10 protein-coding genes and 2 pseudogenes are annotated in these 12,540 nt (G+C 39.5%); 8 read left to right on the top strand and 4 right to left on the bottom strand.

The window, feature by feature from the left end:
- Position 1: 1 nt before the first annotated feature.
- From BMZ55_RS07850 to BMZ55_RS07840, 3 genes are all read left to right on the top strand, one after another.
- A complete protein-coding gene (locus BMZ55_RS07850; RefSeq protein ID WP_089819859.1) occupies positions 2 to 1,162 on the top strand; it encodes a glycosyltransferase in 1,161 nt (386 codons plus the stop codon).
- 21 nt (positions 1,163 to 1,183) lie between these two features.
- On the top strand, positions 1,184 to 1,741 hold the full coding sequence (locus BMZ55_RS07845; RefSeq protein WP_089819858.1) for a serine acetyltransferase: 558 nt from the start codon (positions 1,184 to 1,186) through the stop codon (positions 1,739 to 1,741).
- A gap of 71 nt (positions 1,742 to 1,812) precedes the next feature.
- A complete protein-coding gene (locus tag BMZ55_RS07840; protein ID WP_089819857.1) occupies positions 1,813 to 2,493 on the top strand; it encodes a carbonic anhydrase in 681 nt (226 codons plus the stop codon).
- A gap of 79 nt (positions 2,494 to 2,572) precedes the next feature.
- Here the strand turns inward: BMZ55_RS07840 and BMZ55_RS07835 are convergent, their stop codons facing one another.
- The gene (locus tag BMZ55_RS07835; RefSeq protein WP_089819930.1) at positions 2,573 to 3,967 is read right to left on the bottom strand and encodes a S8 family peptidase; all 1,395 of its coding nucleotides are present in this window, start codon (positions 3,965 to 3,967) and stop codon (positions 2,573 to 2,575) included.
- Between the two features lie 280 nt (positions 3,968 to 4,247).
- A pseudogene (gene pth, locus BMZ55_RS07830) lies at positions 4,248 to 4,697 on the bottom strand (aminoacyl-tRNA hydrolase); the annotation flags it as partial.
- On the opposite strand from pth (BMZ55_RS07830), the pseudogene BMZ55_RS11470 reads away from it, so the two are divergent.
- The 5 genes and pseudogenes from BMZ55_RS11470 to BMZ55_RS07805 all read left to right on the top strand — a co-directional run.
- Positions 4,698 to 4,826 (top strand): annotated as a pseudogene (locus tag BMZ55_RS11470) (serine acetyltransferase); the annotation flags it as partial.
- Between the two features lie 125 nt (positions 4,827 to 4,951).
- Positions 4,952 to 5,632, top strand: coding sequence for a carbonic anhydrase (locus BMZ55_RS07820; protein ID WP_089819855.1), 681 nt, complete (start codon positions 4,952 to 4,954; stop codon positions 5,630 to 5,632).
- A 50-nt stretch (positions 5,633 to 5,682) separates the two neighbouring features.
- A complete protein-coding gene (locus BMZ55_RS07815; protein ID WP_228411179.1) occupies positions 5,683 to 5,931 on the top strand; it encodes a hypothetical protein in 249 nt (82 codons plus the stop codon).
- A gap of 168 nt (positions 5,932 to 6,099) precedes the next feature.
- Positions 6,100 to 7,695, top strand: a complete 1,596-nt coding sequence (locus BMZ55_RS07810; RefSeq protein WP_039340654.1) for a SulP family inorganic anion transporter — start codon at positions 6,100 to 6,102, stop codon at positions 7,693 to 7,695.
- Between the two features lie 35 nt (positions 7,696 to 7,730).
- Positions 7,731 to 8,423: a carbonic anhydrase gene (locus BMZ55_RS07805; RefSeq protein ID WP_089819854.1), complete on the top strand. Its 693-nt coding sequence runs from the start codon at positions 7,731 to 7,733 to the stop codon at positions 8,421 to 8,423.
- Here the strand turns inward: BMZ55_RS07805 and pth (BMZ55_RS07800) are convergent.
- Positions 8,410 to 8,973, bottom strand: a complete 564-nt coding sequence (gene pth / locus BMZ55_RS07800; protein ID WP_039340656.1) for an aminoacyl-tRNA hydrolase — start codon at positions 8,971 to 8,973, stop codon at positions 8,410 to 8,412. The two genes, BMZ55_RS07805 and pth (BMZ55_RS07800), sit on opposite strands and share 14 nt — an antisense overlap.
- Positions 8,974 to 9,087: 114 nt before the next feature.
- A complete protein-coding gene (gene mfd, locus BMZ55_RS07795) occupies positions 9,088 to 12,450 on the bottom strand; it encodes a transcription-repair coupling factor (protein WP_089819853.1) in 3,363 nt (1,120 codons plus the stop codon).
- Between the last annotated feature and the right edge of the window lie 90 nt (positions 12,451 to 12,540).

Here is a 12,540-nt window from a genome sequence, read left to right as displayed (position 1 = left end):
ATTGGAGGCCGAAAAGAAGAAAATCCTGATCAGAATTGGTTCCCTGCGCCACGGCGGCGCGGAAAAAGTTCTGGTGACTTTTCTGAAAAACCTGCCGAAAGATAAGTACGACATCGATCTTTTGCTGAATCTTTATTCGGGGAAATATTTATCTGAAGTTCCGGACTGGATCAACATCAAATATCTGAACAAAGGCGAAATGATTACAACGAATCGCCTGCAGGATTTGCCGGTTAAAATTTTCCGTGTTATTTACCAGAAAATTTTGAAAACATTTCCAGGTTTGCTTTATCGGTTTATTTTGAACGAAGAAAAATATGATGTCGAGTTTGCCGCAATCCACGGAATGCGCGATGAAATCCTAAATTCGCCGCTGAAATTGTCAAAAAAAATCGTTTGCATTCATAATGATCTGACAAAAACAGAATTTAAAAATTATACTGCAGCAGAGTTTCGGAGGTTTTTTGGTTTTGATAAAGTCCTGGTTATTTCGGAAAAAATTCGGCGTGATTTTGAGCAAATTTCCAGAAATTCTGAAGAACGAAAAAAAATCGTGCGTATTTATAATCCTTTAGACACTGAAGAAATTTTAGCAAAATCGAAATTGCCAGTCGAGAATTACCAGTTTGAAAATAAAGTAAAAACCTTTGTTTCTGTCGGAACTATTTTTCCGCAAAAAGGTTTTGACCGATTGTTAAAAGTCCACAGAAAACTTTTAAATGAAGGTTTTAAGCATAGAATTTTAATCATTGGCGACGGTTATGATTTTGAAAATATCGAAAAACTTCGTCAGGACCTAAAAATCACGGAAACTGTGACGCTTTTGGGCTATACTGAAAATCCTTATCCTTTAATTAAAGCTGCTGACTATTTTGTTTTAAGCTCGCGTTACGAAGGTTTTCCCACGGTTTTATTTGAAGCAATTACTTTGAAAAAGAAAATTATTGCGACCGATGTTTCGGGCGTTCGCGAAATGTTGCAAGACGGAAAACTCGGTTTGATTATGGAAAATTCTGAAAAGGGAATTTACGAAGGAATCAAAAAAGCCCTCGAAAAGCCAGAAGTTTTTGCTGAATACGAGCAAAATTTAGCTGAATATCAGGCGCCGTTTAACCTGAAAAATTCCGTGCAGGCGCTTACAAAAATTATCGACGAACTGTAAACTTCTATTATCTTTGTTTCTATGTCTAAACATTCTCTACTTCAAAAAGATTTTTATCGCGAAAGTGGCCAGTGGCTTTCGAGCTTTCAAATCTGGAAAAAATGTTTTAGTCCGAATCTTCATTTCATTTATTTGCTGCGAAATGCACAAAAATTTCCAAAAAATACTTTTAAAGGAAAATTATGGCGCTTGGTTTTACGGCATTATCAGATTAAATACGGTTTTCAAATTTATCCCGAAACGCAGATTGGCGCAGGTTTTTACCTTGGACATTGGGGTTCGCTGGTCATTAATCCAAAAGCTAAAATCGGTAAAAACTGCAATATTGCGCAAGGCGTGACTATTGCGCAGGCAAACCGCGGAAAAAATGAAGGTGTGCCGGAAATTGGAAATGAAGTGTGGATCGGACCAAATGCCGTCATCGTGGGAAATATCAAAATCGGTAATAATGTTTTGATAGCACCAAATGCTTATGTAAACATTGACATTCCCGATAATTCGATTGTTGTGGGAAATCCGGCGACCTTCAGCACCAATGAAAACGCGACTTTGGGTTATATCAACAACAAAATAGAATAATCTTCCAGAAAAATTTTGGCTGCTTTTTGCCCTGATTTTTCCTTTCTAAATTTAAATAAAAACTTTTTGTGATGAAAAAATCTTACGAGCGAATTTTTGAAAATAATAAAAAATGGCTGGAATCTCAGCTGGTGGACAATCCGGATTTTTTTAAAACACTTTCAGCAACGCAATCGCCGGAATATCTGTATATCGGATGTTCGGACAGTCGCGTTTCCGCGGAAGAAATGATGGGGATGAAACCGGGCGAACTCTTTGTGCACCGAAATATCGCGAACGTGGTGAATACTTTGGACATGAGCTCAACAGCCGTGATACAGTACGCGGTGGAACATCTTCAGGTGAAACACATTATTGTTTGCGGACATTACGGTTGCGGTGGAATTAAAGCAGCGATGACACCGGAAGATTTGGGATTATTAAATCCGTGGCTGCGAACGATTCGTGACGTGTACCGTTTGCATCAGACCGAATTGGACGCCATCGAAGACGAACAAAAACGCTACGACCGCCTTGTAGAACTGAATGTGCAGGAACAGTGCATCAACGTTATTAAAATGGCGTGCGTGCAGGAAGAATATTTAATTGACGAATACCCAATTGTGCACGGTTGGGTTTTTGATATGCGAAGCGGAAAAATCATCGACCTTGAAATCGATTTTGAACAAATCCTGAAAGACATTCAGAAAATCTATAACCTTACCGATTCCAACTGGGTGATGAGCCGCAAAAACAACAAAAATTTAATCTAAAAAAAGTGCTTTTTAGCGCCAAAAAAATAGCCGGAACAAACATATTGTTCCGGCTATTCGCGTAAAAATTTGATATAATTTAGAAACTGGAAACATTAAGTCGTCCTCCTGTTGTCATTTTTCCTGCGCAAGATGCGGTAGGTGTAGCAGAAGAAAGAATTGCTCCTCTAATTTGACTTGCAGATGAACCTGGATGTTTAGAAGCATATAAAGCTACTGCACCTGCAACATGCGGCGTTGCCATGGAAGTCCCATTATAACTTGCATATGCAGAAATCATTTTTCCTTTTGAAGACTTTGGTACAGTTGACCAAATTCCTGATCCCGGTGCAGCAATATCACAAGTGGTAGCTCCGTAGTTAGAGAAGCTTGAAAGTGCGCCTGTGTTTGTAATTGATGCAACGCTGATGATGTTATCATTGGTATATTTGGAAGGATAGCCGGTAGTTGTAGTATCGTTGTTGGAGCTTTCGTTTCCGGCAGCTGCTACGAACAAGATTCCTGCTTGGTTTGCTCTCTCGATTGCATCAAAAAGTGCCTGAGAGAAACCGCCACCACCCCAAGAGTTGTTGGTTGCTACGATATTGATACCATTTCTTAATTTTAAATCCGTAAAATAATCAACTGCTTTAATAGCATTTGCAGTAGTTCCGCCTCTTCTTCCTAAGAATTTTGCACTAAGAAGTTTTACATTCCAAACCACTCCGGCAACACCTTTTCCGTTTCCGCCTACAGCACCGATTGTTCCTGCAACGTGAGTTCCGTGATCATCATTTGCATCATCGAAAACCTGAGCATCGCCGTTTGCAAAATCGTACCCATAAACATCGTCAACGAGTCCATTTTTGTCATCATCAACACCGTTACCTGCAACTTCCCCAGTATTTACCCCTGCGTTAGGTGCGATATCTTCATGAGAATACATGTAACCTTCATCGATAATACCAATGTAAACGTTGCTAGAGCCAGTGCTTCCGCCAGCCCATTGACTGGCAGCATTAGTCCCGTATTGGTTTGCCGGTGATGTGCTTGCACCATACATTCCCCAAAGAGACCCGTTGGTGAAATAAGTATCGTTAGAGGTTGCGTGATGTTGGTACACGTAGTTAGGTTCTACATATTCAACGCCCGCCATTCCTTTCGCTTTAGAAATTGCTTCAAACGCGTTGATGGACACGCTTACCACGTTTACCGCCTCTTTCTGGCCTTTTCGTTCCATCATTTTGGTAAGTACTTTTTCGTTTACTTTACCACCTATTTTTGCGAAAACATCTTGTTTCTTGCTGTCCGATGTTCCTTCTTTAAATTTTATCAGAATCCCTTCAGTTTCTCCAAAAGCTGCTGTATTAGCTGCTACTTTGGAATAATTGTCTGCTGCAACTTCCGAATTTAATCGGTCCGCGTCTGAAGAACAGCTTGCTACTGCCATGGTCATAGCTCCAACAAGCGCCAGTTTAAAGTTTAATTTTGTCATAAAAATTTGAATAATTAAAAAGTTAGATTTCAGTGATAAATTCACCGCTTTAAAATGTTTTAAGTAAAAAAGCAAACAAATATATAAATTATTTCCACTAAAAAAAATGTATGATAACTTTTTTCATAATTTATTTAAATTATTTTTTATCCAACAACTTTGCAGAAATTTCACATTTAACAAAATGAATAACGTATTCTATTGAAAATGTGTAAATACGGAAAAAACCGCCTTTTTGAAGCGGTTTTCTTTTTTTTAATGAATTTTTTAAACCAATTTTCTACTTCCCGTTAAAAGAAGTCATCGCATTTTGTATTCCGGCGAAAATAAAAGACAAAGTCGCCTTTGAAAATTTCTCCACTCTTTCCGGCAATTTTTCGCATTCTTCTTCATTCCATTTTCCCAAAACATAATCCACCTGTCTTCCTTCCGAAAATTCTGCAGAAATGCCGAAACGCAAGCGTGGATAATTTTGCGTTTGCAATTGTTCCTGAATGCTTTTTAGACCGTTATGACCGGCGTCGGAGCCCTTCATTTTCATTCTTAATGTGCCAAAAGGCAACGCGAGATCATCCGCAATAATCATTAAATTTTCCAGCGGAATATTTTCTTTTTGCAGCCAGAATTTCACCGCATTTCCGGAAAGATTCATGTAAGTGTCGGGCTTTAAAATCAAAACCTTTCTGCCTTTGTATTTTCCTTCGGCCAGCAAACCGAAGTTTGACGATTTAATGTGCTGATTGCTCCCAACGCTTATGTAAACTTCGATGTGCCTGAAAATTCAGTCGTTATCGGAAATCCCGCACAAATCACCACAAACGCAAATGCAACAGAAGCCTATATTAATCATAAAATTTAATATTAAATTTTTGTTAAATACTGGTTTTTTAATTCTGAACATCTATTTTTGCATTATTGATTTAGTCTATTGAATTAGAGAACAACTTATGCGAAATAATATAAGTAAACGCTAAACAGTTATTTATGAAAAAGTCGCACGAAGTTATTTTCGAAAACAATAAAAAATGGGTGGAGTCAAAACTTGCTGAGGACAAAGACTTTTTCAAAACCCTCTCTGCATCACAAACTCCTGATTATCTTTATATTGGATGTTCAGACAGCCGTGTTTCCGCAGAGGAAATGATGGGTTTAAAACCGGGCGAAGTATTTGTAACCCGAAACGTTGCAAACGTCGTAAACACGCTGGACATGAGTGCTACCGCTGTGATTCAGTACGCCGTTGAACACCTGAAAGTGAAACACATCATCGTTTGCGGACACTATGGATGTGGCGGTGTAAAAGCTGCAATGACGCCTCAGGATCTTGGGCTGATGAATCCATGGCTCAGGAATATACGCGATGTTTACAGGCTGCATCAGGCTGAATTGGATGCTATTGAGGACGGTCAAAAACGTTACGACCGCCTTGTAGAACTCAATGTTCAGGAACAGTGCATCAACGTTATTAAAATGGCTGTGGTTCAGGAACAGTATTTGGTCGATGAATATCCAATTGTTCACGGCTGGGTTTTCGATCTGAAAACAGGAAAGATCATCGATCTGGAAATTGATTTTGAAAGTATTCTGAAAGACATTCAGAAGATTTACAATTTAACCAACTCAGAATGGGTAATGAGTCGCAAAAAAAATAAAAACCTCATCTGATCAATATGAAACTTTGGAGCATCATAACATTGACGGTCTTTTTGAATTTCATGGCATTACCAACTATTGCCACGTTTTTCAATTGGGATTTGCCGGCGACTAATATGATTATTTCCGAAGAAGAAACCCAACACTCACCGCTGGTAATCAACGAAAAAACCATTCCGGAAACACTTAGTGTTCGTGACTTCCTGCAGTTTTTTGAAAGAGATTTCTCAGCAAATTCATTTATATGTGCAGATGATTCTGTACACCTCTCTCCTTTTCTTACGATATTTTCCCCGCCTCCCGAAGTTTAATTTTTATCGCTTTTAATGAACATTCCACACTTTTTTAAGTGCTGGCAAACCGTTCTGTATCAAAAATTACATTTCAACCGCTGTAGTCACAAACTGTGTCCGGATATTTCCTGTACGAAATTCCAAACGGCCAGCTGTGGCTAAAGGCAGCACAATTTTTCAAAAAAAATGAAAAAAACACTTTCTATATATGGAGGGATTAAAGAAAATTTCCCTTCAGGACTCGTCGTATTTTTAGTAGCACTCCCACTGTGTCTTGGGATTGCATTAGCCTCAGGCGCACCACCGCTTTCCGGGATTATTGCAGGAATTATCGGCGGTTTGGTTGTCGGTTATCTTAGTAATTCGAATATCTCGGTCAGCGGACCCGCAGCGGGATTAACCGCTATTGTACTTACTGCTATTACCGATTTAGGTGCATTCGAACTTTTCCTTTGCGCCGGAATTATTGCCGGGATTCTTCAGTTAATTTTAGGTTTTATAAGAGCCGGAAGTATTTCAAATTATTTTCCCACCAACGTTATCGAAGGGATGCTGGCCGGGATTGGGATCATCATCATCTTAACGCAGATCCCTCATGCATTGGGTTTTGATAAAGATTTTGAAGGAAACCAGACGCTTTTCGCCAATGGTTTTAACCCAAATTATTTTAGCGAATTGGCCGCGGGAATTCATCCTGGTGCAGTAATCGTTACGTTGGTCTCCATCATTATTCTTTTGGCCTGGGATAAATTTCCAGCACTGAAAAAACTCAAAATGATTCCCGGAGCACTAGTGGCAGTAGCTGCAGGTATTATGCTGAATTATATCTTCATCCTTTCCGGAAGTTCACTTGCGATCGGCCCAGAACATTTGGTTTCCCTTCCCGTTCCGCAAAGTGCGGCAGACTTTAAAGACATGATTGTTTTTCCGGACTTTCAGGGTTTCCTGAATCCAAAAGTTTGGATTGTTGGCGCAACGATCGCTATTGTGGCGTCCATCGAAACATTACTGTGTATTGAAGCTTCCGACCGTTTGGATAAGCGCAGGAGAATTACAGACACTAACTTAGAGCTTCGTGCACAGGGAATCGGAAATTTAATTTCTTCAGCAATCGGCGGTTTACCGATGACCTCGGTGGTCGTAAGAAGTTCTGCCAATGCAAGTGCCGGAGCAACCTCTAAATTATCTACCGTTATTCATGGCGCTCTATTGCTGATTTGCGTTCTTACGATTCCGTTTATTCTGAATATGATTCCACTCGCTACTTTGGCCGCGGTTTTACTTCTGGTAGGTTACAAACTGGCGAAACCTGCAACGGTGATGCATTTCTGGCATAAAGGAAAATACCAGTTTATCCCTTTCATCGCGACAGTAGTCGCAGTAGTTTCGCTTGATTTACTGAAGGGTGTGGGAATTGGATTATTGATTTCGATCTTCTATATCCTTCAGGGAAATATGAAACGAGCTTACTATCTGAGCCGCGAAGAGCTTGACGATGCTGATGAAATCAATATAAAACTTGCAGAAGAGGTTTCTTTTCTTAATAAAGCGGCCATTAAAAAAACGCTTAAAAACATCAAACCAAACTCACAGGTCTGTATTGATGCCAGATCAACCTCCTACATCGCGACCGATATTCTTGAAATGATTCAGGAGTTTGCCAATATCCGTGCAAAAGAAGAGGATATTGAAGTGAGGCTAGTAGGTTTCAAAACCTCTTATCAGGAATACGCTGACGACGAAGATTCACACATCATCATTGCCCACAGAAGAGCCATGTAACTTAAAAAACTCAACATCAACTTTAAAATAAATAAATGAAAGCACATACCTTAGAAACACAATCTACAACAACACCAGAAAAAGCGCTTAATTTTCTAAAAGAAGGAAACCAACGCTTTGTACAGAACCTAAAAATGAACCGAAATCTGCTCGAGCAGGTAAACGATACGCGCGCCGGGCAGTGGCCTTTTGCAGTAATACTTAGCTGTATCGACAGCCGTACTTCTGCAGAACTGATTTTTGATCAGGGTTTAGGCGATATTTTCAGCATACGGATCGCCGGAAACTTTGTAAATAAAGATATTCTTGGTTCCATGGAGTTTGGCTGTAATGTCGCCGGTTCCAAATTGGTAGTGGTCCTCGGGCACACCAAATGTGGCGCTCTGAAAGGCGGTTTGGACGCACAAAGCATTGAAGGAATGAGCATGGAAAACCTTAACCATCTTGTTGGTCATTTTCAGGGCTGTATTGACGGTTTGATTAAAGAAGGCGAAGAACGTTCGTCGTCAAACAGCGATCTTCTGGAAAGACTTAACGTTTGCAATATCCGGAAAACCATGGAGGATATCCGTCAGCAGAGTACTACGCTTAATCAACTGGAGAAAAGCGGAAATATTAAAATTGTTGGTGCCAACTATTGCGTCGAAAGCGGTGTTGTAACATGGCTAGACGAAAATATGAATGCTGAAATGGAAGCGCAGACTGGCGAAATGGCTATTTCCCATTAAAAGCAGTCATCGTATTCTGTATTCCCGCGAAAACAAAAGACAGACACGCTTTAGAAAACTTCTCGATTCTTTCGGGAAGTTTTTCTTTTTCCTCACCTTCCCATTTTCCAATAACATAATCTACCTGTTTTCCTTCAGGAAATTCTGCAGAAATTCCAAAACGCAATCGTGGATAATTTTGCGTTTGCAATTGTTCCTGAATACTTTTTAAACCATTATGACCAGCGTCTGAGCCTTTCATCTTCATTCTTAAAGTACCGAATGGCAGCGCCAGATCATCCGTAATAATCATCAGATTTTCCAAAGAAATATTTTCTTTTTGAAGCCAGAATTTCACCGCATTCCCGGAAAGATTCATATAGGTGTCCGGCTTTAGAATTAAAACTTTTCTGCCTTTATATTTGCCTTCCGCAAGCAAACCAAAGTTTGAGGATTTAAAAGGAACTTCAAGCGTTTCCGCGATTTTTTCCGCAATTTTAAAACCGACATTATGTCGTGTTTCCTCGTATTCTTCACCTTTATTTCCAAGGCCGACGATCAAATATTTCATTAATGATTTTTCTTAAATTTTTAAATTTTCTAAAAAAAGTACGTTTTAATAGCTAATTTTTCGATTTGGAAAAATACGGGGATTTTTAAGCATTTTTTTGATTTTGGCTAAAAGTTATTTTGCTAAAATTCGCTCCAAAACGGCATTCACCTCATCCACATTCTGCACATTTTCTTTTCGCATCATGAGCTGGTTTCCTTCTTTACTGCTTTTTTCTTTTAAAGTAGCTTCGCTCGGATATGCAGTTAAATAGGCAATAATTTTACGGAACTTGTCACTTTGATAGAATTTGTCCTGCGGATTTTGCGGAAAATATCCAAGAAAAACGCCATTTTTTACCACAATTTTATCGAAACCTATTTCCGAAGCAATCCATTTTAGCTCCACCGATTTCAATAAATTGACGGCTTCCGGGGGCAATTTTCCGAATCTGTCGATGAGCTCGCTTTCCATTTTTTTCAGCTCTTCCTTACTTTCAATTTCCGCTAATTTTTGGTACAGCGAAAGTCTTTCTTCAATACTTTGAACATAGGAATCCGGCAACATCAATTCCAAGTCGGTATCAATGTTCACCTCTTTATTCGATTTGAAAAGCTTTTTTCGGTCTTCCTCATTATCAAATAAATCTTCGAATTCCTCATCATTTTGAAGTTCCTCCAGCGCTTCCTGCATAATTTTCTGGTACGTGTCAAAACCCATTTCATTGATAAAACCGCTCTGTTCACCACCCAATAAATCGCCGGCGCCACGAATTTCCAAATCTTTCATCGCAATCTGAAAACCGCTTCCCAAATCCGAAAACTGTTCAATCGCCTCCAATCTTTTTCGTGCATCAGAAGTCACCATATCAAACGGCGGTGTAATCAAAAAACAAAATGCTTTCCGGTTGCTCCTTCCAACACGGCCGCGCATCTGGTGAATATCTGCCATACCAAACCGCTGCGCATCATTAATGAAAATCGTGTTCGCATTCGGCACATCGACACCACTTTCGATAATGGTAGTGGAAACAAGCACGTCATATTTACCTTCCATAAAATCCAAAACATTGCGTTCCAGCTGCTTCCCGTCCATCTGTCCGTGACCGGTAATCACCTTTGCATCAGGAACCAGGCGCTGAATTAAACCTGCAATATCTTTCAGATTTTCAATTCTGTTATTAATGAAATAAACCTGGCCATCACGCTGAAGTTCGTAAGAAATCGCATCGCGGATAATTTCTTCATTAAAACCAACAATTTGCGTTTCCACCGGCTGGCGGTTTGGCGGCGGCGTTTTAATGACCGAAAGATCGCGCGCGGCCATTAAAGAAAATTGTAAAGTACGCGGAATCGGTGTCGCCGTTAATGTTAATGTATCAACGTTGCTTTTTATGGTTTTCAGTTTGTCTTTTACCGAAACGCCGAATTTGTGTTCCTCATCAATGATTAAAAGTCCCAAATCTTTGAATTTCACCGAATTTCCCACGAGTTGATGAGTTCCGATGACAATATCAATTTTTCCGGATTTTAAACCTTCCAAAGTTTCCGCTTTCTGTTTAGCAGATCTAAACCGGTTCATATAAGAAATCGTCACCGGAAAATCTTTCAGCCTTTCCATAAAACTACGATAATGCTGAAAAGCCAGAATCGTTGTCGGCACCAAAATCGCCACCTGTTTCCCATCGGTCGCAGCTTTAAAAGCAGCGCGAATCGCAATTTCTGTTTTCCCGAAACCTACATCGCCACAAATCAGGCGATCCATTACGGTTTCATTTTCCATATCAGTTTTCACATCGATCGTCGCTTTTTCCTGATCCGGCGTATCATCATAAATAAAACTGGCTTCCAGTTCATTTTGGAGGTAAGAATCTGGTTTAAAAGCAAATCCTTTCGCTGTTTTTCTTTCAGCGTAAAGTCGGATTAAATCAAAAGCAATTTGCTTGACTTTCGCTTTTGTTTTTTGTTTTAAAGATTTCCAGGCGGGCGAACCGAGTTTCGATAAAACGATTTCACGGCCGTCTGGGCCGTTATATTTCGAAATTTTATTCAATGAGTGGATGCTCACATAGAGCAAATCGCCGTTTTTATAAACCAGCTTAAAACATTCCTGAATTTTGCCATTATTATTCACTTTCACCAAACCCATAAATTTCCCGATTCCATGGTCGATGTGCGCAATATAATCTCCGACTTTCATCTGCATTAAATCTTTCAGCGTAATCTGCTCCGATTTCGCAAAAGTATTTTTGGCTTTATATCTTTGGTAACGGTCGAAAATCTGGTGATCGGTATACACCGAAATTTTGTGCTCAAAATCTACAAAACCTTCGTGCAGTTCAGATTTAAAAGACTTAAAAGGCACATTTTTTTCCAGTTCTTCAAAAATCGCTTCCAGTCTCTCTTTCTGTTTTTCGGTGGAAAAGGAAATCCAGGTTTCAAAACCTTCATTTTGCTTTTCTTCCAGATCTTCCTGCAGCATGTCAAACTTTTTATGAAAGCTGGGCTGCGGCGTTTGGTTCAGTTGGATGACGGCGGCATCGCTGCCTTTCACTTCCTGCAAAGTAAAATCAATCCACTCAAATTTATTGATGTCTTTCGAAAAATCATCTTCCGAAACAAAAAGTTCGTCTGGTTTTTGGTGCTTAATTTCCGTGCTTAATTTTCCAAAATTTTCTTCCGCCTTTTCATAGAAATTTTTAATAAAATTAAAACCTGCAAAAGCATTTTTTGTCACTACAACTAAATCTTTCGGTGCCAGATCAAACAAAGATACTTTCTTTCCAATCGCCGAAAAATTCATGTTAGAAACCAGCTGAAATTCTTTCACTTTAGATTTCGAGAGCTGCGTTTCAATATCGAAAGTTTTGATGCTTTCCACCTCGTTTCCGAAAAAAGTAATGCGGTACGGCTCTTCATTAGAATAGGAAAAAACGTCCACAATCCCACCACGCACAGAAAATTCGCCGGGTTCCGACACAAAATCCGTCAAATTAAAATTAAACTGATGTAGCAATTCTTCCGTAAAATCAAAATCAAGGTGATCACCGCTTTTAATCGTATGCGAAATGGCTTTGAAATCTTCTTTTTTCATCACTTTTTCCGCAAGTGAAGCAAAAGGCGCCACCATCACGCGCGGCTTTTTGTCGTTGTGAATTCTGTTCAGAACCTCAGTACGCAAAACCAAATTTGCATTTTGTGTTTTTTCGATTTGATATGGATCTAAATGTGTCGGCGGAAAATACAGCACGTTTTCTTTACCGAGTAAATCTTCCAGCTCCGAGGTGATATACAGCGCATCTTCTTTATCATCGGTGAGAAAAAGAATTGATTTTTTCTTGATTAAAAAAAGCTCCGCCGCAAAAACCGACGGCGAAGAACCTGCAAACGATTTCACCGCCAAATGCCGGTTTTTGTCCAGTTCGGTAAAAAGTTCTTTGCCAAATCCCAAATGAAGCAATTGAGGCAAAAATGTTTCGGTGATATTTTTTAATTGCATAAATATTTCTGAAGAAAATAATGTCGTGAAACGAAAAAAGCGATTTCGGGACAAATCCGAAACCGTGTGCGACGTCGCAAATTTACGGAA

This window comes from Kaistella treverensis (assembly GCF_900114045.1).
GTDB lineage: Bacteria > Bacteroidota > Bacteroidia > Flavobacteriales > Weeksellaceae > Kaistella > Kaistella treverensis.
The sequence above is the reverse complement of the archived record's forward strand: the minus strand, read 5'-3'. Positions and strand labels throughout refer to the sequence as shown.